The sequence below is a fragment of the Novosphingobium jiangmenense genome, from assembly GCF_015694345.1.
GTDB lineage: Bacteria > Pseudomonadota > Alphaproteobacteria > Sphingomonadales > Sphingomonadaceae > Novosphingobium > Novosphingobium jiangmenense.
The window spans coordinates 61,833-83,372 of record NZ_JADQDC010000010.1 but is presented as its reverse complement, the minus strand read 5'-3'; the positions used below and the strand labels follow the sequence as shown (position 1 = coordinate 83,372).

20 protein-coding genes are annotated in these 21,540 nt (G+C 62.4%); 18 read left to right on the top strand and 2 right to left on the bottom strand.

The window, feature by feature from the left end; genetic code table 11:
- The first annotated feature begins 14 nt into the window (after window positions 1–14).
- From I2488_RS14470 to I2488_RS14400, 15 genes are all read left to right on the top strand, one after another.
- Complete coding sequence (locus I2488_RS14470; protein WP_196276528.1) at window positions 15–428, top strand: MbcA/ParS/Xre antitoxin family protein; 414 nt, start codon at window positions 15–17, stop codon at window positions 426–428.
- Window positions 425–1,159 (top strand): RES domain-containing protein, encoded by a 735-nt coding sequence (locus tag I2488_RS14465; protein ID WP_196276527.1) that lies wholly within the window; start codon window positions 425–427, stop codon window positions 1,157–1,159. Before I2488_RS14470 ends, I2488_RS14465 begins: the two co-directional genes overlap by 4 nt.
- A 275-nt stretch (window positions 1,160–1,434) precedes the next feature.
- Entirely contained in the window at window positions 1,435–3,339 is a 1,905-nt protein-coding gene (locus tag I2488_RS14460; RefSeq protein WP_196276526.1) for a KAP family P-loop NTPase fold protein, read from the top strand.
- Window positions 3,339–4,247 (top strand): Qat anti-phage system associated protein QatB, encoded by a 909-nt coding sequence (qatB, locus tag I2488_RS19815; RefSeq protein ID WP_343071077.1) that lies wholly within the window; start codon window positions 3,339–3,341, stop codon window positions 4,245–4,247. Before I2488_RS14460 ends, qatB begins: the two co-directional genes overlap by 1 nt.
- The gene (gene qatC, locus I2488_RS14450) at window positions 4,244–5,524 is read left to right on the top strand and encodes a Qat anti-phage system QueC-like protein QatC (protein ID WP_196276524.1); all 1,281 of its coding nucleotides are present in this window, start codon (window positions 4,244–4,246) and stop codon (window positions 5,522–5,524) included. The genes qatB and qatC overlap by 4 nt, the downstream gene beginning before the upstream one ends.
- Window positions 5,521–6,270, top strand: coding sequence for a Qat anti-phage system TatD family nuclease QatD (gene qatD / locus I2488_RS14445; RefSeq protein ID WP_196276523.1), 750 nt, complete (start codon window positions 5,521–5,523; stop codon window positions 6,268–6,270). Before qatC ends, qatD begins: the two co-directional genes overlap by 4 nt.
- Window positions 6,271–6,399: 129 nt before the next feature.
- Complete coding sequence (locus I2488_RS14440) at window positions 6,400–8,481, top strand: ATP-dependent nuclease (RefSeq protein ID WP_343071080.1); 2,082 nt, start codon at window positions 6,400–6,402, stop codon at window positions 8,479–8,481.
- On the top strand, window positions 8,474–10,237 hold the full coding sequence (locus I2488_RS14435; RefSeq protein ID WP_196276521.1) for a UvrD-helicase domain-containing protein: 1,764 nt from the start codon (window positions 8,474–8,476) through the stop codon (window positions 10,235–10,237). Before I2488_RS14440 ends, I2488_RS14435 begins: the two co-directional genes overlap by 8 nt.
- 350 nt (window positions 10,238–10,587) lie before the next feature.
- Window positions 10,588–12,576: a ParB/RepB/Spo0J family partition protein gene (locus I2488_RS14430; RefSeq protein ID WP_196276520.1), complete on the top strand. Its 1,989-nt coding sequence runs from the start codon at window positions 10,588–10,590 to the stop codon at window positions 12,574–12,576.
- Window positions 12,577–12,743: 167 nt separating this feature from the next.
- Window positions 12,744–13,682, top strand: a complete 939-nt coding sequence (locus I2488_RS14425; protein ID WP_196276519.1) for an ArdC family protein — start codon at window positions 12,744–12,746, stop codon at window positions 13,680–13,682.
- An 11-nt stretch (window positions 13,683–13,693) separates the two neighbouring features.
- Window positions 13,694–14,116 (top strand): hypothetical protein, encoded by a 423-nt coding sequence (locus I2488_RS14420; RefSeq protein ID WP_196276518.1) that lies wholly within the window; start codon window positions 13,694–13,696, stop codon window positions 14,114–14,116.
- 305 nt (window positions 14,117–14,421) lie between these two features.
- Window positions 14,422–15,375 (top strand): DUF2493 domain-containing protein, encoded by a 954-nt coding sequence (locus I2488_RS14415; protein WP_196276517.1) that lies wholly within the window; start codon window positions 14,422–14,424, stop codon window positions 15,373–15,375.
- 121 nt (window positions 15,376–15,496) lie between these two features.
- Window positions 15,497–15,958 carry a DUF6878 family protein gene (locus I2488_RS14410; RefSeq protein WP_039338504.1) on the top strand — a complete coding sequence of 154 codons (462 nt, stop codon included), beginning with the start codon at window positions 15,497–15,499 and terminating at the stop codon, window positions 15,956–15,958.
- A 10-nt stretch (window positions 15,959–15,968) separates the two neighbouring features.
- Window positions 15,969–16,394: a DUF6915 family protein gene (locus tag I2488_RS14405; RefSeq protein WP_196276516.1), complete on the top strand. Its 426-nt coding sequence runs from the start codon at window positions 15,969–15,971 to the stop codon at window positions 16,392–16,394.
- Window positions 16,395–16,752: 358 nt separating this feature from the next.
- On the top strand, window positions 16,753–17,142 hold the full coding sequence (locus I2488_RS14400; protein ID WP_006966186.1) for a single-stranded DNA-binding protein: 390 nt from the start codon (window positions 16,753–16,755) through the stop codon (window positions 17,140–17,142).
- A 115-nt stretch (window positions 17,143–17,257) separates the two neighbouring features.
- On the opposite strand, the gene I2488_RS19640 is transcribed toward I2488_RS14400, so the two are convergent.
- Window positions 17,258–17,455: a DUF6437 family protein gene (locus tag I2488_RS19640; RefSeq protein WP_246465682.1), complete on the bottom strand. Its 198-nt coding sequence runs from the start codon at window positions 17,453–17,455 to the stop codon at window positions 17,258–17,260.
- 356 nt (window positions 17,456–17,811) lie between these two features.
- Here I2488_RS19640 and I2488_RS14390 point away from each other — a divergent pair, with 356 nt between their 5' ends.
- Window positions 17,812–18,048, top strand: coding sequence for a hypothetical protein (locus tag I2488_RS14390; protein WP_196276514.1), 237 nt, complete (start codon window positions 17,812–17,814; stop codon window positions 18,046–18,048).
- A gap of 102 nt (window positions 18,049–18,150) precedes the next feature.
- Here the strand turns inward: I2488_RS14390 and I2488_RS14385 are convergent, their stop codons facing one another.
- Complete coding sequence (locus I2488_RS14385) at window positions 18,151–18,345, bottom strand: hypothetical protein (protein ID WP_196276513.1); 195 nt, start codon at window positions 18,343–18,345, stop codon at window positions 18,151–18,153.
- A 527-nt stretch (window positions 18,346–18,872) separates the two neighbouring features.
- Between I2488_RS14385 and I2488_RS14380 the strand changes: the two genes are divergently transcribed.
- On the top strand, window positions 18,873–19,118 hold the full coding sequence (locus tag I2488_RS14380; protein WP_246465681.1) for a hypothetical protein: 246 nt from the start codon (window positions 18,873–18,875) through the stop codon (window positions 19,116–19,118).
- Complete coding sequence (locus tag I2488_RS14375; RefSeq protein ID WP_196276511.1) at window positions 19,108–21,504, top strand: type IV secretion system DNA-binding domain-containing protein; 2,397 nt, start codon at window positions 19,108–19,110, stop codon at window positions 21,502–21,504. The genes I2488_RS14380 and I2488_RS14375 overlap by 11 nt, the downstream gene beginning before the upstream one ends.
- The last annotated feature ends 36 nt before the right edge of the window (window positions 21,505–21,540 follow it).

Sequence of the window (21,540 nt, the reverse complement as noted above, 5' to 3'; positions counted from 1 at the left end):
TATGGAGAACTGCCATGTTGGCTCTGCAACCCGTTGATACTGCCGTTACCGCCTTCCGTCCCGATCCGATTACGCAGGACGAGGCAGCTGCCATGTTCCGGGCAGTCCTCAATCTGTTCGGCAAATGGGAGTTGACCGACGAGCAGGCTGCAACGCTGCTCGACATGCCAGTGCGCTCCTATCGCCGATGGAAGGCAGAAGGCCCGGGGCGCATCTCGCGTGATGGGCGCGCGCGTCTTTCCAACCTCATGGGGATCCACAAGGCGCTTCGCATCATCTTCTCGGAGGCGACCCGCGGGTACACTTGGATCAAGGCAGCGAATGAAGCGTTTGGCGGAGCCAGTGCGCTCGACGTGATGCTGGGAGGCGAGCTTACCGACATCATGCGGGTGCGTCGCTACCTCGACGCCGAGCGCGGTGGCTGGTGAGCGAAACAGCAGAAATCCCCGTTTCTAGAGTTGAGTGGAAGGGCGCTGTCAGGATCATCCGCAGCGCCTTTCCGCCGATCGACCTGTTCGAGGACGTCGCCGATCCCGCGGACTGGCCGCTGCTGATCTCGGCCGAGCAGAAGACCAATCCACGCATTATGGCGACGATTGGCAATCTCGACCTGGTACCGATCAACCGACGCGTCGGCGGAAACGGAGCCTCCTACCTCATGGCGCCGTTCACCCATGTCAGCATTGACCGGCCGAGCCGCTTCACCGATGGCAGCTACGGCGTGCTCTACGTTGGCGACCGGTTCGAAACTGCACTGTTCGAGACGATCCACCACCATGCCCGCTTCATGGCGCGAACCAAGGAATCGCCTGGCTGGTCCTCGCAGTTCAGGGAAGTCGTGATGACGGTCGCTGCAGACCTGCATGATCTCCGAACTCCGGCGGGGGAGCTGGATCCAGCGCTCGATCCTGACAGCTACACCGCCTCCCAAGCGCTCGCGCGGCACCTTAGGGGTGCGGGATCGGACGGGATTGCCTACTCCAGCATCCGGCATCCCAGTGGGGAATGCGTCGCGCTCTTCTACCCAGACTGCGCGTCGAACCCCCTACAGGGGCGGCACCTCGACTATCACTGGGATGGCGCGCGGGTTGACCTCGTGCGTGATGCCGGATCGGGGGCGGTTTTCCGTATCGTCGATTTGCCTGCGAATCCCGCTTGATCGTTGAAAATCGGTGTACACGGCCAAGTACTGTCTCATTGCCGAACTGAGTGCACGGTCGCTGGGACTAGGCGGATGACTGGTCATCTGCCCGACCAGCACGGATCAGTTGACGTAGTAGTAGTTGCGCTCAACCCCGGTGCGATAATCTCAGTGGCAGTGCGTCAGCAGAGCCACTGCCACGCGCAGGGCAGGCACTCTCGGCGTTCAAGTTTTCTTGACCTCAACTCATACAGATGGAAGCATTAGATTGAACGGCGGGGGAATTTTGTTCGATGTGGTCTGACAACGAAACGTTACGTGACCTAGTAAATTTCTCACATGTCGCCGAAATTGCTGCCGAGCGTATAGTCGGTGCCAAGGGAGAGCCCATTTCTCTTGGAATTTCCGGAGACTGGGGCGTCGGAAAATCCTCGATGATGAAGCTCCTGCGCACATCGCTCGAAGCGCGGGAAGGCGTCGACATACGCTTCGTTGAGTTTAACGCGTGGCTCTACCAGAGCTACGATGACGCCCGTGCCGCCCTCATGGAGACGATTACGGCAACGGTCGTCGAACAGGCGGTTGAGAAGAAGGAAACGCTATCCGCTGCGGCGCGCAAGCGGGCGGCTAGTCTGTTCGGTCGCGTGAAGAAGCTGCGTCTGCTCGGCATCGCCGGCTCCGCGCTCTTTGACTATGTGACCCAGGGACAGATCATGCCGTGGGTGGCAGGTGGAATGGCCACCATGGGTGGCCTGTTCGACGGCGACGTGACCGGCGACGACCTCAAGAAGGTGAAGGAGCTGGCCGTCGATGGCATGAAGAAGGGCGAGGAGTTCCTCGACGAGGAGAAGCCGGAGGAGAAGGCTGAGGCGGGGACGGCTGAGACGGAAACTCCCCGCAAGGCGATTCAGGCCTTCCGGGACGATCTCGAGGCTACGCTCGCCGAACTCAACATCACGCTTGTGGTCCTGATCGACGATCTGGACCGCTGCCTTCCCAAGACGGCGATCGCGACGCTTGAGGCGATGCGACTCTTCCTCTTCCTCAAGCACACCGCCTTCGTCATCGCTGCGGACGAGGGCATGATCCGTCAGGCCGTGCGGACACACTTCGACGACGTGGCGCTCAACGACGATCTGGTGACCAACTATTTCGACAAACTAATCCAGTTGCCCATCCGCGTACCTCCGCTTGGAACGCATGAGGTCCGCGCTTATCTCATGATGCTATTCATCGACAACGAGGCCTCGCTCGACGCCGGACAGAAGGAGGCTATCCGCCTCGCGGTCTGCCTACGCCTCGGCGAGACGTGGAAGGGCGGGCGCGTCGATAAGGCCTTCGTGTCCGGGCTTGTCCCTAACTGTCCTTCGGGCCTTCTCAACAGGCTGGCGCTCGCCGAGCGCATCGCGCCGATCCTCACCACTTCGCCGAACGTTCGGGGCAACCCCCGTCTGATCAAGCGCTTCCTAAACACGCTTTCCATGCGAACATCCATGGCGCGCATTCAGAAGGTCACTGTGGACGAAGAGGTGCTCGTCAAGCTGCTGCTCTTCGAACGCTGTGGCGATAAGGACGCCTATGCCGAGATGCTGCGCGCGGTGAACGAATCCGAGGACGGGTACGCGGAGTTCCTCGCAGACATGGAGGCGCGGAGCCGCGGCGACGAGACGAAGCCGCCTCTTGAGAAGCCGTGGAACGACGCCTTCCATGCCAACTGGCTCTCGCTCGATCCCGCCCTTGCGGGTCGTGACCTGCGTGGCGCCCTTTATGTGGGACGCGAGAGCCATCCCATCATCTCGCGCGCGGACGAGCTGTCGTCTGACGCGATCGAGGTGCTCGACATGCTGTTGCGCATGAACTCGTCCAGCTCGACCGTCGACGCCGAGGTCGCTCGCCTCACCAATCCAGAGATCGGCCGCATCACAGATAAGATACTGTCCAAGGCGAAACAGGAGACAGCCTGGGGAACGCCGACGATCCTGAATGCCATGCAGTCGCTGGCCGGCGCGTCACCTGTCGCGGAGGCTTCGGTGGTCGCCTTTCTCAGTGAGGTGCCATCAAACCAGATCAAGGCGGGCATCGTCCCGCGCCTGAGTCAGACGGATTGGGGCCGGCGTGTGCTGACAAGCTTCCTCGCCCGCGGAGACCTCACCACTCAAACGCGCAAAGCAATCGCAGCCGCCGGAAAGACGAACTGATGGGAACCTCAGCATCGAGTCGCGGCCCAGGATCGGGACCGGACGTTCCTATCGTCCCCCCTTGGGTCGACAATCCGCCGGCGACGCCCCGTCCGCAGCAACCTCCTCAGGTTTCTCCGGGGCCAGCCCCTTCGCCGGGTTCGCAGCCGACGTCTCCGGGGCAGCCGCAACCTCAGCCATCTCAACATCAGCCGCTACAGGTCCCCCTTCAGCTGCCTGCCATCCCTTCCACGCCCGGCCGATGGCGGGGCGTCCGGACCTCCCTTGGCAAATTCGCCGGCGGCGGTGCCGACCGCGCGCGGCACCTGCGTCGCGGTCTCAGCCACTATTCGCGTAGTGGAATGGGGGGTAGTCGCAACGCCGCCCGCAGGATGGGCGGATCGGCCAGCGCCGCCAGCTCCCTCCACGACGCGCTGACTTCGCTGGCGAGCGGCCAGCCGCTTCCACCGGAACTCGGAATTGACCCGCTGGCTCTGGCGGGGCTAACGCCGGCTGACATCGCAGACGTCCTGGTCGACGCGATAAAGCCGATCGATGGGACCCAGGACGCCGAGGCCACACGCGATTCGGCCGCCCGCGCGCTTTCTGACATCCTCACCCAGAATAACGATCTCACTAACCTGTCACCTGCCCAAGTGGACCAGGTGACAGCAGCCACGCTCGGCTACGACGTTGCTCATCGAATCGAGCTCGATGTCGGCAGGTCCATCATCGACAAGGCCCCGACCAAGGGCGAGGGCCTAGAACGCCTGCAGGAGATGAAGGACTATGTTCGTGAGGTCGTGGCTGCCCAGTATGCGGCGGAGCGCGCGGCCAACGGTGCCATCGGTCGTGCGGTGATCGACCGAATATCCCGCGACGCCATTCAGCAGGCGTTCGAAGTCTTTGAGGAGGAGGGTGGACTGTGACGAGGATCGCCTGTCTTCCCCAGGACCTGCCCGACATTCCGGGCACGGACACGCGGTTCGACATCTACGCCAACTCTCGGATCAGCGGTCGCGGCCGCGTCGGCGATCTCGTCCCACGTCGCCTAAGAAAGCTCGGCCTCGCCCCGTCCGGGCAGGCATGGGACTTCGCCTCGTTCGCGATGGCCGTCGTTGCGGCTGACGAGGCAGTCTCTCGCGCGCGAAGCCCCGACGGATGGACGCGTCAGATCGAGCTGACTGTAGCCGTCGCGGCGCCCGACTTTTGGAACACACAGGCTACCCGCCTCACGCAGGCCCTGCGCTTCCTGTCCGGAGACATCTGGGAGATCCTGTTCATCGGTGGCGGTGGCGCACCCACCCCGCGGACCGGAGCCCGTCCGCGTCCCGAGGATATGGTCTGCCTGCTCTCCGGCGGCATGGACAGCCTCATTGGTGCGATTGATGTGGTCGGCGCGGGCCTAAACCCGCTGCTGGTCAGTCAGATGGCGAAGGGCGACACCAAGGACCAGAAACTGTTCGCTCTTAACATTGCGCCCGGTAGCCGCCACCTGCAGCTTAACCATCATGCCCGGCCACCTTATGCGTCCGAACGGTCGCAGCGGGCCAGATCGATCGCCTTCCTCGGCTTCGGCGTCCTTGCTGCCAGCTGTCTTCAACGACACGCGGACGGCAGCGGCGTCGAACTGCGCGTTCCGGAGAACGGCTTCATCAGCCAGAATGTTCCGCTGACCCCGTTGCGCACCGGATCCCTTAGCACCCGCACAACGCATCCATTCTTTCTGCGCCTCATTCAGGAGACGCTCGAGGATGCCGGGCTGCGCATACGGATCAACAACCCCTACGAACATCAAACCAAAGGCGAGATGCTGCGGGGGTGCACCGACCAGGCCTTGCTTGCGCAACTGGTCGACCATTCGACGAGTTGCGGACGATATTCGCGCACTGGCTTTCAGCACTGCGGGCGCTGCGTACCATGCCAGGTCCGGCGCGGAGCATATCTCGCCTGGGGACGTCCGGACACCACACACGGGGGATACAAATACGGACCGCTGGGTCAAAATGATGTGCGCCACGCACGCTTCGACGATGTGCGATCCGTGGCGATCGCAATTGAGACCGTCCGCCTGCAGGGATTGGACGCGCTCATCGGTGGCTCGATGAATCGGCAGTTGCTTGGCAATCCCGCCCCCTATCGGCAGGTCGTGCAGAATGGCATTGCGGAACTCGCCGCCCTACACGCGAATCTGAGAATTCCTTGATCGACTTCCATTGCCATATCGACCTGTATCCCGACCCAGCCAAAATTCTAGAAGAGGTCGATTCGCGCAGGACCTATGTGCTGGCCGTCACGACGACGCCTAAGGCGTGGCGCGGAACGAGGAAGCTGGTCGGAGACCGAAGGCGGGTACGGGTGGCGCTCGGCCTGCATCCCGAGGTGGTAGCGCAGCGCCATGCTGAGGTCGCGCTTCTTTGTGGGCTTCTGCCCGAGGCGCGATACGTCGGTGAGATAGGCCTAGACGGCAGCCCCGCGCACCGGGATGCGATGGGGATCCAGCGCGAGGTCTTCGACCGGATCCTCGACGCCTGCTCAGACCAAGGCGGACGAATCATGACGATCCATTCGCGGAGCGCCGCTACCCTTGTACTCGACGCCCTGGAACGCCGTCCGCGGGCCGGGGTGCCGATACTGCATTGGTTTAGCGGCACCGCTCGCGAACTTGACCGTGCGATTGACATGGGGTGCTGGTTCTCCATCGGACCTGCGATGCTGAGGTCCCGCAAGGGGCGCGAGCTTGCGTCCTTGATGCCATTGGATCGCCTGCTCACTGAGACCGATGCGCCGTTCGCGCGGGACGGGGACCTGCCTTTGATGCCATGGCAGGCCTACGACTGTCTCACGGAGCTGGGCACATTGACCGGCATAGACTCTCGGGTGCTCGCCCGGCGCATCAGAGATAATCTAAAGAATCTGCCATCAGCGCTTCAATCTAGAAAGGCCGTGTGAGGGCCAAGCTTCCGTCAGTTGGGGAGCAACAATGCGGGAAATGAACAAGAGGCAGAATGAACTGATTAAATGGGTGGCAACTGTCCGGCGATATGCGGCCATTTATCGGATAAAGCTCTGCGCAGGGGGATGAGAATGCATATAGTGCGCACCAAGATTGATAACTTTCGTCTTCTTCGAGATGTAGAAGTTGGGTTTGAGCAACGTACAACGCTCATCGTCGGGCGGAACAACAGCGGTAAGACGTCGATTGCGGAGCTATTTCGACGGCTTCTTTCTGGCGATAGTATGGCTTTCCGGCTCGAGGACTTCTCGCTGGGGTGTCACGAAAGCTTTTGGCAGGCGTTGCAAGCCTACCGCGCCGACCCCCAAGGCGCACATATCCTACAGCAACTGCCGTCGATCCGGGTAGTTCTCGACATCGGATACGACACTGATGCGCCGGATCTCGGACCGCTCGGCAACTGCATCATCGACCTAAACGATGACTGTCATGAGGCTCGCCTGGAGTTTTGTTTCGGCCCAAAAGCGACGGCGGCCGAGGCATTCTTCGCCGACCATCTAGTGCCGCTTGACGACGCCGTAGACGATCGCTCCCGCTTCTTTCGGAACCTAAGCCAACGACTCCCGTCCGCATATACGGCGAGGCTCGAGGCCGTCGATCCTAACGACGCCACCAACCGCAAGTTGCTCGAGACCAAGTTGCTCACGACGCTGATCGGAGGTGGCTTCATCAACGCGCAGCGTGGTCTCGACGACGACACCATCCGCGAACGCGATGTCCTCGGAAAAGTTGTAGAAGTGCTGTTTCAGTCGGCTTTAACGGACGATACCAACCACGAGAGGAGGTCGACCGCAGAGCAACTTAAGGGCGTGGTGGAGGGCATTCAGGGCGACGTCCACAACCGCTTCAATTCTGGGCTGACCTCGCTGCTGCCCACGTTCGATTTGTTTGGATACCCTGGTCTTTCAGATCCTGGGCTCGTGACCGAGACGAACTTCGACGTGAACAAGCTCCTCAAAGACCACACAAGGGTTAGGTATCGGGGCGTCAACGGCATGACGTTGCCTGAGACCTACAACGGACTGGGGACGAGGAATCTCGTCTATATGCTCCTTCAGCTGCTGCGCTTCTTCCGGGAGTATCAAGCAAGTCCGACATCAGCGGGCGTCCACCTCATCTTCATAGAGGAGCCTGAGGCGCACCTCCATCCGCAGATGCAGGAGGTCTTCATTCGACAGCTCGAGCGTGTCGCGGCCGCGTTCGTCGCGCAGCTGAACGCCGATCGGCCATGGCCAGTCCAGTTCGTGGTGACAACACATTCCCCACACATGGCGAACGAGGCGCGGTTCGAGAGCCTGCGCTACTTCCTCTCCATTCCGGACGGCGAGGGAATGCGCCGTTCGGTCGTGAAGGACTTGCGTCAGGGCATGGCGGGCGCCGAGCCCGCGGTGCGCGAATTCCTTCACCAGTATCTCACGCTCTCACGCTGTGACCTATTCTTCGCCGACAAGGCGATCCTGATTGAGGGCACGTCGGAGCGGATCTTGCTTCCTTCCATGATCCGCAAGACTGATGAGGCGGCGGCCGGGCAGCCTCAGCTCAGCAGCCAATATCTGACCGTGATGGAGGTAGGTGGTGCATATGCGCATCGGTTCTACGACCTTCTCAACTTCCTTGAGTTGCGCACACTAATAATTACCGACATCGACTCCGTGGCTCCCAATGACAGTAACAAGCGTGTGGCGGTCCCCGTGGCGCAAGGAACATTCACAAGCAACGCGTGCATAAGGGAGTGGTTTTCGCCTGAAGTGTCCCCAGCGCAGCTTTTGGTGAAAACGGCGGACGAGAAGATCAGCGCCGGCAGGCGTCTTGCCTATCAAATCCCTGAGGACGATGACGGACCCTCCGCCCGCAGTTTTGAGGACGCGTTCATCCTCGCCAACCCGGAGCTGTTCGAACTTGGCGAGGGGGATCGGGCCAATCTCGCTTATGAGCATGCGGCCGAACAGAAGAAGTCTAGCTTCGCCTTGGAGCACGCGATCGAGACCACGGATTGGAGGACGCCCAGATACATCGCCGAAGGTCTACGGTGGCTCGCTGAAGGAAATCCCGCTCCGGTTCTACCGCCCGAAGCCGTGGCGGAGGAGTTGGTCGCTGATGTGATCGGGGTAGAAGTGGCCGACGGAGGAAAGACCGCCCATGGCTGATGGAGAGAGCCCAGCCGACGCCGCTGGCCGCGCTGCGTTGGAGCGCGTCTTCACTTGCTTCGACGATGGTCGCAGCTTCCGTCTCGAGGCCGGCGCCGGTGCGGGCAAGACCTACTCGCTGGAGAAGGCACTCCGTAGGCTTCTGGCCCTGCGCGGGACCGAACTCCTGCGCAATCGGCAGCAGATCGGTTGCATCACTTTCACAAACGTCGCGAAGGACGAGATCGCATCCCGCGTCCAAGCGCATCCGGCGGTCCGGCCAGAAACGATCCACGGCTTCTGCTGGTCCCTGCTGCAGGACTTCCAGCCAGAGATCCGTGCACTGGTGCCGACGCTCGGGGGATGGGCCGATAGGCTCGCCGAGGCGGATGTCGCCGATATCGGTGTCCGTACCATACAATATGAACTCGGCTATCCTCGAGTGACCGAAACGGAAGTGTCGCTGCGGCACGAGGACGTGCTCACGCTTATGACCACGCTTCTCGCACGGCCCAAGTTCCGTGCAGTGATGACCGCGCGCTATCCGATTCTGCTGATCGATGAGTATCAGGACACCGATGCCGGATTCGTAGACGCCTTAAAGCAGTACTTCCTCGACACAGGCACCGGCCCCGTCGTGGGCCTCTTTGGCGATCACTGGCAGAAGATCTACGGCGAGGGATGCGGGGCGGTTGACCACGTTGCGCTTGAGGTCATAGACAAGAATGCCAATTTCCGGTCGGCGGCGCCTATCGTCTCGATGCTCAACCGCATGAGGCCTGCGCTTCCGCAGATACCCTGCGACGCCGACGTGCCCGGCGAGGCGCGGGTCTTCCATACCAATGCTTGGCCGGGGCAACGCCGCACAGGCCAAGGGGGAGGGCACTGGACCGGCGATACGAGCGCCGAGGCCGCCCGCGCCTACTTCGACCATCTTAAGGCCAGACTCATCGGTGAGGGCTGGGATTTCTCAGTCGAGCGGACGAAGATCCTGATGCTCAGCCACAGCGTCCTCGCACGGGAGCAAGGCTATCCGACGATCCAGCAAATCTACGGCCAGTTTAACGACGCGTGGCTGAAGAAGGAGGATCCGCACATCAAGTTCCTCGCGGATCATGTCGAACCCGCGTGCGCGGCATTCCAAGTGCAGCACTACGGCGAGATGTTTAGATGTCTCGACACCGGTCGACCCAACATCCGCCGTCATCAGGACAAGGTGGCTTGGTCGCAGTCCTTCGAGAAGCTCATCGAGCTCAGGCAGACGGGGACGATTGGGCAGGTAATTGATTTCCTGAGGGCGCAGACGCCCTTGCGCGTTCCCGAGGCTGTCCTCGATCGCGAGGGTCGGCTTGCCGCCGTGGGGGCAAATCCGGTTGAAGGCGAGCCGCGCCGAGTGGCCCAGTTGCGGAAGCTCCGCGATGTGCCCTATGCGGAGCTCATCGCAGTGGACGCCTTCATCGACGGCCACACACCGTTTGCGACGAAGCATGGCGTCAAGGGTGCCGAGTTCGAGAACGTCCTCGTCATCGTCGGCCGCGGCTGGAATAAGTATAACTTCGCCCAGATGCTGGAATGGATGGATCCTGGGCCTCCCGATGGCAAGGCCGCCTTCTTTGAGAGCAACCGCAATCTGTTTTACGTGGCATGTTCGCGTCCGAAGAGGAGGTTGGCTCTCCTTTTCACGCAGGTGTTGAGCGAGGTAGCCCTCGCGAAGGTGAGTGAACTTTTTGGTGAGGAGAACGTGACTGCCTTGCCGGCAGACCCGAGCGCGGCCTGAGGGATTTCATTCGGCCACCGGTCGCCCAATCGCGCTCGATCCGATCGCGACCTTTGTAAGTGGTGGTGAGTGCCCGGTATCGCTGCCCAAAGCCTCCCGTACCACTTCTGGCTGGCGTTGCTCATATCCGGTTATCGGTGTGGTCAGGTCTGGAACGTCCGGTTCTGACAAAAACAGCTGTTTGCAGGCACTCTATGGAATGATCGGAGTCCCAACCATCGCCACTCGTCATTGTCCGTGCCTACCGAGAGATCCTATGAGAACGCATTAGAGGGGAGTGGGCTTTGCCGTGATTGAGCCAACTGGGCGTCGATAGTCGATGTGCCGGGCTCACATCAGGAGCGTGTCCCATGATCAAATCTATTCCACTGAACAAGCTCGTTCAGTCGCCCCGTAATGTTCGACGTCACGGTGATCCGGCAGCAGATGCCGAGCTTAAGGCCAGCATTGCTGCGCATGGTCTGCTGCAAAACCTCATCGTCCGGTCTGCCGCCAAGGGCAAATTCGAGGTCGAAGCCGGCGAGCGCCGCCGCCGCGCGATGCTTGCGCTCGCGGACGACAAGATCCTCGCGCGTGATCACGAAGTCACGTGCCTCGTGCTCGAGGACAGCGCTGAAGCGGCCGTCGAGACAAGTCTCGCGGAGAACTTCCATCGCCTCGCCATGAACCCCGCCGATGAAGCCCAGGCTTTTGCGGCGCTCGTGGCAGGCGGTGCGACTGTCGAAGATGTTGCACGCCGCTTCGGCCTGACCGTCCGCTTCGTCGATGGCCGGCTGCGTCTTGCGACGCTTGCGCCCGTCGTGTTTGAGGCGCTCGCGTCCGGCGAGATCACCCTCGACATTGCCAAAGCGTTCGGTGCAACTTCGGACCAGGACATCCAGACCCGCGTCTTCGAGCAGGCGTCCTCGGCCTACTATGCCCCCAATCCCGACAGCATCCGGCGCATGGTCCTCTCCGGGACTGTCCGAGGCAGCGATCCGCGAGCACGGCTTATCGGCCGCGATGCCTACGTCGCTGCCGGCGGCCGGATCGAGCGCGAACTGTTCGATGACGACGACAGCGAATCCTGGGTCGATGTTGCGCTGCTCGAAAGCCTTGCCGCCGCGAAGATGGAAGAGCAGGCCAAAGCTCTCGCCGCCGAGCAGGGTCTTGCCTGGGTCAAGCCGACGCTCGATCCCTATGCCAGCCACGATCTGGTCGAAGGGCTGGTCCGGCTTCCTGCCGAACCGGCGCCATTGACCGACGCAGAATTGGCGAGGCTCGACGAACTCGATGCCTCCTATGACGAGCATGCGGCGATCCTCGAGGATGAGGACAGTGCCGAGGAGGCTGTGGCAGCCGCCGAAGCGGCGATCCAGGGGATAGAACGTGAGTGTCAGGAAATCCGTGCCCGACCGCCGGTTATCGCGCCCGAGCTCAAGGCCGAGGCAGGAATGGTGCTGGTGCTCTCCCGCGATGGCACGCCGGTTCTCCAGCCGGTGTTCTACGGCGAGCGTCAGGCTGAACCCGTCGAAGCCGACGACGGGATCGAAGTCGTTGCAGGCGAAGAAGGTTCGGACAGGCGCCGGACCACCTTGTCGAAACGTCTGGTCGACGAACTCGCGATGCAGCGCCGCGATGTTCTGGCACTTCACGTTGCATCCGATCCCGGGCTGGCGCTTGACATCATGGTCTTCACCCTCGCCGATGCCGATACCCACGACTGGCGCTCGCGCCCTTCGACCACGCTGCGCGCGCCTGTTCCAGCAGGCCCGATCATCGGCTTCGAAGCCAAGGATGCGCCGGCGAGCAGCGCGCTTGCTGAGCTCAGGTCTGGTCTCGACGAAAGCTGGCGCGCCGGGCCTGATGCAACGTCCCGCTTCGATCTGTTTCGGGCGCTGCCCGATGAAAGCCGAGCCGCATGGCTTGGCTTTGTCGTTGCCCGGTCGCTCGAGGCAAGCCTAAACATGACGGGTGAGCGCCAACTGCCGTTCCAGGATCACCTTGGTAGCCTGATCGGCATCGACATGGCGCAGTGGTGGCGCCCGACAGCCGCCAACTACTTTGACCGGGTGTCGAAGCAGGTGATCCTCGATGCGCTGACCGATGTCGGCGGTCTCGAACTCTCTTCGCGCTTTGCCTCGGTCAAGAAGGGTGACCTCGCGATGAGCGCCGAGCGCGTCTTCGCCGGCACCTACATCACCGAGGTCGAGGTCCGCGAAAAGGCCTTGGCCTGGGTCCCCGAGGTCATGCGGTTTGCCTCCGCTGCCCCGGAGGCTGACGAAGCCGAGATCGACGCAAGCGACGCTGCGCCTGGTGTCGAAGGCGAAATTCATACCCCCCGCGAGCTGGCCGCCTGACCTCCTCCTGACAGGCAAGGCCACTCGCACCTAGAGAAGCGGTCCTTCGGCTCACGCCGGAGGGCCGCTTCCTTTTTGGGAGCAGAGCAGAGGGGGCTCGGGACCCTGTGGCACTGACCGGCGAACCCGTCGCCGATTGTCCAGATGCCTCAATCAGGAGAACCATGATGGCCTATCGCAAGGAGCAGGGCGGCGGCTTGTCGCCCGCCGCCCGTATCACCCAGGAGATCATCGCCCGTCTGGAAGCTGGCACAAAGCCGTGGATCAAGCCGTGGCGCGGTGTCCCGGTCTCCCGGCCCTTGCGGGCCTGCGGGATCCCGTACCGCGGCATGAACGTGTTCTGGCTCTGGATGGTCGCCGACATGTGCGGCTACGCCTCGCCATTCTGGATGACCTACAACCAGGCAAAATCGCTCGGAGCCCAGGTTCGCAAGGGCGAGAAGTCGACCATCGCGATCTTCTACAAGAGCTACACCAAAGAGGTGGAAGCGCCCGATACCGGCGAAAGGACTGATGAGGCCCGCCGGGTGCTGAAAGCCTATCCGGTGTTCAACGCCGATCAGGTGGAAGGTCTGCCCGAGCGCTTCCATCCGGCGGTTACACTGGAATTGGTCGAGCCTGAAGGGCGCGAGGCCGAACTCGACGCCTTCTTCGCCGCCATCCCCGTCAACCTGCGCCACCAAGGCTGCGAAGCTTATTATGAACCGACTGCGGATCGCGTCACGATGCCGCCGGCCAGCCTGTTCAACGGTTTCGATCACTACTACGCCACGCTCGCCCACGAACTGTCGCACTGGACCGGCCATACCAGCCGCTTGGGACGGGATCTCAAGAACCGTTTCGGAACGGCAGCTTATGCCGCCGAGGAACTTGTCGCCGAACTTTCGAGCGCCATGCTCGGCGCCGAGCTGGGGCTGCCTGTCACGCACCTCGACAGCCACGCAAGCTATATCGAGCATTGGCTCAAGCTTCTGAAAGACGATGACCGCGCCATCCTGACTGCTGCAGCCAAGGCCGAAGAAGCCGCGAGCCTGCTGCTGAAGCTCGGCGGGAGGGCCATGCCTGAACAGTTTGACGACGCGTCCGTCGACGCGCTTGCAGCCTGAGGGAGGCTGCTATGGGCCGGTCGGTCAGCTATCCCAGCAGAGCAATTATCGCCTTCACCGTGCTCGACGTCGAAGCCGAGGACGACTGGGAATTCGAGTATGAATGGCTGCGTGACGATCTGTGCGAGCGGGCCGGCCGAGCCTTCCCGTCGCTGATCCCGCATGACGGCTGGCGCGGCCGGGAGGACCGGATCCTCATGCGCAATGCCTATGCGGATTTTGGCGTATCGGTCTACGGCGGGCTGGTGGCCGTCTGGATCGTCGAACGCGATGACGGCGCCTATTGGGACGCCGATTGGCGCACGGCCCGCTCACCGCGGGCACAGCGCTGGCTGTCGCAGATCGCATCCCGTTTCGATGCCATGTTCGGCGAATATGACTGTCTCGGGCATATGTCGAACGGAGAGGGTGTCTACGCCAAGCGAGCGGCTTGAGCCGAGCCGGGGCGGTGCATGGATGAGGCATAGGGCGCACCCCTGCCAATGGATCTGTTCCGACCGCCCATGGCCTGGTGCCATGCGAGAGAGGCCCTGGGCCAGCCGCCAGTCTTGCGCAACCCGGCTTGGTCGGGCCCGTGTGGGCCTTGGCCCTTAGGGCTCAAGGCCTGCCCGCGCCAGCCCGCCAAGCCGGGTTTCCCCTCACGGGTGCGCAACCCTGCCTGAATGCTGGCCCTGACGGGCTCTCGCTGGCGCAGCCATGAACGGGTGCGTCGGCCTCACGCCAGTCAGGAGGACACCCCATGCACACGTCATTCGCCGATCAACTCGCCGGGCTCGATCTCGCCGGCTTCTCGATTGGACCCGCTCCCGTATCGACCAGCGATTTCCCGGTCCGGGAGGCTGTTGTCCAAACCCTCGAAGCAGTCTGGTCCGATCTTTTCGCCATGGTGTCCGGGACCGCTCTTGAAGCCGACGCCGAGGATCTTGGCTGGGCCTTCGTCAACATCTTTCACCGCTCGGCGGAACGCAAATCGACGGCCCTTGACCGGGCGACCGACGAGGTCCGCGCGCTGATTGCTACGGCCGATGGATCCGAGGTTCACACCCATGACCTTGAGACCCAGGTCGAGCGGGCGCAGTGCGCCGAAAGTGCGATGCTGGCGCTTGAAGAGATGCGCGAGGTCGCAGCAGCCCTGTACCTCAACGAGTTCGGGTCATCGTGGAAGCCGGTCTCCAGTTCGCGCTTCAATCACAGCGCCATGATGACTTCTGCGCTCGTCGAAGGTCGCGATTTCCTGCGCGCCCGTGCCGAGGCCAAACGCCGTGCAGCCGTGCCCGAAGGAACCCCGGTCGTCTTCGCTGGCGGGCGCACCCGTCATGCGACCGAAGACGATGCACTGACCTTCGGCAACAACGTCTGGGCCACCCTCGACAAGGTCCGCGACCGCGTGCCCGACATGGTGCTCATCCATGGCGGCGACACCAAGGGCGTCGACCGCCTGGCATCGAGCTGGGCTGAACGTCGAGGCATCCCTCAGGTCACGTTCTCGCTCGACATGCGGCTGGGCGCCCGGGCTGGCTTCAAGCGCAACGAGCGGATGCTCTCGCTTGAGCCGCGTTACGTCATCGCCTTTCCAGGCAATGGCGTGCTCGAACGTCTGGTCATCGAAGCCAAGGCCCGGCGGATCACCGTGGTCGATCGGCGCGGGCCCCTCGGTACCAATCCGAAGAACTCTTCGGTCAGGACCGACTAAGGCCCTGTCGGTCTTCGCGCCAGCGCCGGATCGGCGCTGGCGTCGTCCTTCAGAGGAAAGGCGCGCGCCTGTCAGTTTGAGCCAGCGGAGGTCGTTGGCTCCTTTCTACAGGAGGCAGTTCATGATCGATATCGAGGCTGTGATGGCCGATTTTGCCGTTCGCCAGGCCGAGCGGCAGACCCAGGTGGTCGAAGAGATTCAGCAGCTCAAGGTCGCCATTCTTCCGCGCTTGCAGGAAGCCGGCATCGCCCGTGTCGAGATCCGCTTTGACGGCTGCGGCGACAGCGGTGTCGTTGAAGAATGTGTATGCCTCGATACAGCCGGCGCGGGGATCCCGTGCCCGGAAGTCTCCCTCATGGAAGGCGAAGCAGACAGCGTTGATCGTACTGGTTCCGCAGAGCCGCAATCACTCGGGCAGGCACTCGAACAGCTGACCTACCTGGCGCTCGAACGTCACCATCCTGGCTGGGAGATCAACGACGGTGCCTGCGGCGAACTGGTGATTGATGTGGCTGAGGCGACGTTCGTGCTGGCTTGCAGTCTGCGCTTCACCGCGACCGATGATCACTCGACCGAGCTCTAGGAGACCAGGCATGGCCCACTGCTACTACCACGCCCTCTCGTCGGTCCGGAAATGGGGCGGCGCGGTCGAGGACTATCTCCCGTTACACCAGTGGTTCGACCAGTCCAAGGCAATCCTGGCAGACCCACGGCACCGCGCGCTGCGGCACCATGCCGAGGGGATATTCATGCTGGAGGCGATCTTCGGCGAGACCCTCATCAATGCCGATGGCCGGGTCGTTCCGGTGCGTCTGGTCGGCGAACAGCACGTGCGCGAAGACTTGGGCTCGATCCCCTCATTTGCCGATTGGGCGCGCTTGATCACGCCGCAGGCCTGGATGCTTCGCGGCAACCCTCTGGACGGCGCTGAAGGGGTGACGATCGATATGCCTGGCCGCGGTGAAGCAGTTGCGCCCAGGAGCGTGCCACCTGCTCAAGCGGTCGGTACCGTGATCTAAGAGGGGGTTCTCCGGTGGAGGGGCGGGGTGGATGATCCTGCCAAGACCGGAGGGAAACGAGACAGGGCAGACCTGTTCAAGGCATCCAGCTCCACCCGGCTTCGATGCAAACCTGTCCCTGAAACACCCCCCGTCGAGACGCGCAACCCGGATCAGGTCCGGCCGAGTTGCCGGGCACGATTTTGCGCATCGCTGGTGCCGAAAACCGGTTCCCACTTTTCGGCGCAATGCTGCGTGCCCGGCTGCCCGCACCACCCGAACCAGTTCCGGGTTCCCCTTCGGTGCGCTTCGCCGCGGGGCGCTTCTGCTCGGGTTTGCAGCCGGGATGGACCCGGAATGCTCGATCAGGAGAAAGCCCATGACCAATCTCGTTATCCTCGTTGGCCGCATCGCTCGCGACCCCGAAACCCGCACCACCCAGGGTGGAACCAGCATCACCTCGATCTCGGTCGTCACCGACCGTCCCGCCCGCAAGGATGGCAAGACCTACAAGGACGAAAACGGCTACACCGCCAAGGACAGCGAATTCCACCGGATCACCTGCTTCAACGGCCTGGGCCAGAATGTCGCCAAGTACTGCACCAAGGGCCAGCTCGTGACGGTCGAAGGGCGCATCCACTACACCCAGTGGGAAGATCAGAGCGGCGCCAAGCGCTACGGCTGCGAGATCATCGCTGACAAGGTCGACTTCCTGACCAAGGGCCGTTCGGGTAGCAACGAGGGCGCTCCCGACATCGACGAGGACTGAATGTCCTCACCTCACGACAAGGCCCCGGTGGCAGTCGCCATCGGGGCCTTTTCTTTTGTACGCCTGCGATGCGGCGGCGCGGGGCATCGAACCCCTTGCCGCCGCCGGGTTGGGCTTACGCGGGAGCAATTCGCTTCAGCGTTTCCTCGATCCCGAGCGCCATCGATGCGCGAACGATCTGGCGTAACTGTGCCGGTTCGATCATCTCCGCGCCGCACTCGATCAGCAGCCTGCCGAGTTCGGTCGCTGCTTCTTCGCGGAGACGTGCCTCCTCGTTCTCAAGTTGGGCACGCTGTTCACGCAGCTTCTTCAAGGCATCTCGTGCAGTGGGTTTGGACCTGGCCATAGTGCTTCCTTCTCGCTGGCCGTTGGTCCCCTCCGCTGACGATCTTGGCACTACGGGGTCATGTAGGAAAATGGTTTGTGGGGCAGGCGTCGCGCTTCTGCGCAGGCGTGGGAGAGGTCTCTCTCGCAGAAAGACCAAGTGTGATGCGGGTTTTGGGGCTGCGTCAAGGACGACGGGGCCCCACCATTTTTACCGGGCAAGCCCGGCAAAAATCGTTGCCCCCATCGCCGCTTCGCGGCCGCTATTGCGGTCCCTGACCCAGCCCGTCACCCACATCCTTCGCAGCTCCTGATGCGACGCATCGAACATCAGGAGGAAAGATCATGTACGCTTCACTGAACATTGCCGCTGCTGGTCCCGCCGCCGATCAGGCAGCCTTCGTTGCTGCGCTGGATCAGGCCCATGCCCGGTCCTTTCACAGCTACTACACGCAGTACGTCCTGACCGATGACGAGGCAGGCTATATCGCGGTCGATGAAGGCGACTACGGTGCCTTGCCCAAGGCCATGCTGGACCGGGTTATTGACACCGTGCCGGGCCGTCTCAGCGAGGAATTCTGACCCGCCGGTTTGGGAGGAAGTCCATCAGGGCTTCCTCCTTTCTTTTTGCTCGCAGACCGTTGCGGCAGATCCCAGCCGGTCCGGGAAGGCGCGGCGCCAGCGTCACTCGGCGATATCGGGACGGTCGAGATCGGTAAGCCGCTCCGGCATATCCAGGACCTTCAATGCCGCGGCCTCGATTGCCTCTGCCTGCGTCGGGAAAGCCTCGGAAGAACTGATCGACACCCCGTTCGGGTAAGTGACTGTCGCTTGGAAGCCGTTGCCCTTCGGTGTCGCGCTCAATGTAACCTGGCCCATGCGGCGCTTCCTTTCCGCCCTCATTTATACCGGCATCATAGGCGCCGATCCTGCCGATGCCTATCAGGATCCTGGCGACGGCAGCCTGTTAAGCGCCGCCGCTTCTCGGGGTCACAAACCGCATCATCCGTTACAGGCTCAATAGCTGGTTCCTGTCCTCGCAGCAGGGGACTTAGGAGCACACCCTACGCGACGGGTCGCAGGAAAGGTGGGCAGAAAAAATATGCAATCACAAAGGAATAGAGCGAATTTTGTGAAATGGCAGCTTCTCCGTCAAAAGTGACGGGGGCCAGCGGAGTTACGTGGATTTGACCAAGGCGAGGCCGAGAATGGCGGAATTCCACAGGTCCATATGTTCTTGACATGTTCTTGAATCTGACTTAGCTTCGATCCTGCCTTTCGCAGTGTGAATCGGGCTCCTGACCACAAGGAGTCCGTGCATGACACGGCCAATCTGTCTCCAGGTTTACATCTCCAGCGAGCTTAGCTTGGCTATCCGCAAGGCTGCCAAGGCCAAGGGGATCAGCATGAGCGAGTGGGTTCGCGCCTTGCTCGCCAATGCCTGCACCGAGGACGAGCTTGCCTCGCGGCTCGACGCTTCCATTGAGCGCATTTCCCGCCGCTCGGTGTTCCTTATGGTCGGGGTTGATGCGCTGTTGGCAGGGCACCCCGACCACGCGCTGCGCGGTCGGGCGCACCAGGCTTACGTGCGCAAATGCAAGGAACTCGGTCTTTCCACAGCCGCTGGCGAGGGAGGCTCCGATGAAGCGTAATCTCGTCAACTTCACGCGTGGCAGTCAGCTGCTCGGACACTTCAGCTTCATGTTCGCGGCGGGTCTTAAGGGCCCATTGATTGTCGCCGCGCTCGTGATCTCATGGACCTCATGGTGGACCATTTCGGCAGGCCTCACCGATCACGAAGTCTATCTCGTCTGGATGCGGATCTACGCTGCCATCTACGGCTTCATGGAGTTCGATCCCGCCAAACAGGTCACCCTGGAAACCGCCTTTGGCGCGACCATCCAGTTTCCGATTGCCCAGCTCGGCCACTACCCCCCGGTGGTCCATGCGTGGGAGAAGCTCATGGCGCTTCTGACCGGTGCCTTGTGGCGGTCCGGATTCCTGCTGGTCCCCGCATTTGCCGTCTTCTACTGGTTCGCCGAGCGGTTCGGTGGCCGCTCCAAAGAACGCAAACACGAGCGCGGCGCGATGCTGGTTACGCTCCCTGAACTCGTCGATGAATTGACCGCGCACAACCGGCGAGAGCGCACCCGTGAGCTCGATACTGCACTGGGCTGGAAATGGCGCCTCAGTCTGCCGCGAGAGATCGCCCGGGTCTTTCCCTATCGGCCATCGCATATCGCCACGGTCACCTATCCCTGGCGGCTCGAACAAAGCCACGCAATGCTCATTGGCACCACCGGTATGGGCAAGACCGTGGCGATCTCCGACATGATTGCGGAAGCCAGAGCCAAGGGCCAGCGCTGCGTGGTCTTCGATCTGACCGGGACCTTTATCGAGCACTTCCATGCTGCCCATTGCGACATCATTCTGAACCCGCTCGATGCGCGCTGCCCCCAGTGGAGCCTCTTCGATGAATGCCGTTCCGAAGGTGAGTTCTGGGCCGCTGCGGACGCCCTCGTACCTTACGACGGGGGCGGTGAAGCCCAGTTCTGGGTGATCGCTGCCCGGGCCCTGTTCGTCGAATTCTGCCTCAAACTCGTTGCCGAGGGCAGGGCAACCAACGACGCCCTGGCCCGTGAGTTGATGACCGCAGACCTGTCGCGCGTTCATGCCATGATGCGCGGTACGATCGCCGATCCGCTGACTGCGCCCGAAGCTGCCCGCATGGCGGAATCGATCCGGGCCGTTTTCAACGTTAACGCCAAGGCGCTCAAGCTGCTCCCGGCTGCCGGTCCTCGTTTCTCGGTACGCCAGTGGATCGAGGACGGGGCCGACAGCGCGAGAAGCGAAGGCTCGATCCTGTTCATTTCGGCCCGCTATGTCGACATGAGCGTCTGCGCGCAGTTGCTCACGCTCTGGCTCGACACGGCCATGAACACGCTGATGACGATGCCCCGTACCCGCGATCTCAAGTGCTGGTTCTTCGTCGATGAGCTCGGCGCATTGCACCGCCTGCCAGCCCTCGAGAAAGGCTTGCAGACGGCGCGCAATTTCGGCGGCGCGATTGTTCTTGGCCTGCACGCCTATGCCAAGCTCAAGGAGGTCTACGGCGAGAACATGGCGATGACGCTGGCATCGCTCGCCCGAACGAAACTGATCCTTGGAACCGCCGACCGCGAGACCGCCACCTGGTGCTCCGACTTCATCGGCCATCTCCAGGTCAGGGACATGGAAGAGGGCTACACCTATGGCTACAACAATGCCCGCGATGCGGTCAGCCTCACCCCGCGCAAGCACATCGAGCCGCTCTTGCTGCCCGACCAGCTGATGAACCTGCCGCGCCTGTCGGGGTACATCAAGTTCCCTGATGGCTTTCCCGCCGCACCGGTCAAGCTGAAGCCCGTCGACCGACCCAAGCGGGCGGAAACCTTCATCGCCAGGGTCAAGGACAGCCCGAAGGCAAGGGTCACGGAGATCCATCCGGCGGCGGAGCAGGCCGAGCAGAAGGCAGCGCCGATAGGCGGCGAGCGTCCCTCGTCGAACGACGACGGCGCCGGCAAACCGGTCGTCCCAAAGCAGGGAGAGCTGGCCCTGGATCAGGGTGCGCGAGCCGCGCCGAAACAGGAGCCAGACGCGCCAGCCAAGGATCTTGGACGAGCAGTGGAACACCCACCTGGCAAGACGTCGAAGGAGCGGGAACCGGCAGCTCGCTCAGGGCAAGACAAGGCGGGCAAGGCCAGGAAGGAGCAGTCGAATACCAGAACCGATGCGCGTGCGCGAAAAGCTGGACCTTCCGCCCGCCCACTTCTCCCGACAGGCGAAGCCGCTGCAGTCCCGGATCAGTCGGCTTCTCCCAAGGGCACGCCCCAGGCCAGCACGCCCGGAACCGAAGGGCTGCAACAGGGCAAGCCGGATAACCCGAAGAGCCAAAGCTCCAGCGATGCCGCCGCGCGCAAGCTGATGATCGAGGATGGTCTGCGGGAGCACGAGCCCCCGCCGATCACTGGTCCCGATCTTGGCGATATGGAGATGTGAGCATGTCGCTGACTGCCTCGGGATGGCGGACCGATC

Bases quoted from the DNA above. Each gene is read 5' to 3' on its own strand.
- I2488_RS14470 (WP_196276528.1), top strand. From the start codon at position 15: ATGTTGGCTCTGCAACCCGTTGATACTGCCGTTACCGCCTTCCGTCCC.
- I2488_RS14460 (WP_196276526.1), top strand. From the start codon at position 1,435: ATGTGGTCTGACAACGAAACGTTACGTGACCTAGTAAATTTCTCACAT.
- qatB (WP_343071077.1), top strand. From the start codon at position 3,339: ATGGGAACCTCAGCATCGAGTCGCGGCCCAGGATCGGGACCGGACGTT.
- I2488_RS14440 (WP_343071080.1), top strand. From the start codon at position 6,400: ATGAGAATGCATATAGTGCGCACCAAGATTGATAACTTTCGTCTTCTT.
- I2488_RS14435 (WP_196276521.1), top strand. From the start codon at position 8,474: ATGGCTGATGGAGAGAGCCCAGCCGACGCCGCTGGCCGCGCTGCGTTG.
- I2488_RS14430 (WP_196276520.1), top strand. From the start codon at position 10,588: ATGATCAAATCTATTCCACTGAACAAGCTCGTTCAGTCGCCCCGTAAT.
- I2488_RS14425 (WP_196276519.1), top strand. From the start codon at position 12,744: ATGGCCTATCGCAAGGAGCAGGGCGGCGGCTTGTCGCCCGCCGCCCGT.
- I2488_RS14420 (WP_196276518.1), top strand. From the start codon at position 13,694: ATGGGCCGGTCGGTCAGCTATCCCAGCAGAGCAATTATCGCCTTCACC.
- I2488_RS14415 (WP_196276517.1), top strand. From the start codon at position 14,422: ATGCACACGTCATTCGCCGATCAACTCGCCGGGCTCGATCTCGCCGGC.
- I2488_RS14410 (WP_039338504.1), top strand. From the start codon at position 15,497: ATGATCGATATCGAGGCTGTGATGGCCGATTTTGCCGTTCGCCAGGCC.
- I2488_RS14405 (WP_196276516.1), top strand. From the start codon at position 15,969: ATGGCCCACTGCTACTACCACGCCCTCTCGTCGGTCCGGAAATGGGGC.
- I2488_RS14400 (WP_006966186.1), top strand. From the start codon at position 16,753: ATGACCAATCTCGTTATCCTCGTTGGCCGCATCGCTCGCGACCCCGAA.
- I2488_RS14390 (WP_196276514.1), top strand. From the start codon at position 17,812: ATGTACGCTTCACTGAACATTGCCGCTGCTGGTCCCGCCGCCGATCAG.
- I2488_RS14385 (WP_196276513.1), bottom strand. From the start codon at position 18,345: ATGGGCCAGGTTACATTGAGCGCGACACCGAAGGGCAACGGCTTCCAA.
- I2488_RS14380 (WP_246465681.1), top strand. From the start codon at position 18,873: ATGAGCGAGTGGGTTCGCGCCTTGCTCGCCAATGCCTGCACCGAGGAC.
- I2488_RS14375 (WP_196276511.1), top strand. From the start codon at position 19,108: ATGAAGCGTAATCTCGTCAACTTCACGCGTGGCAGTCAGCTGCTCGGA.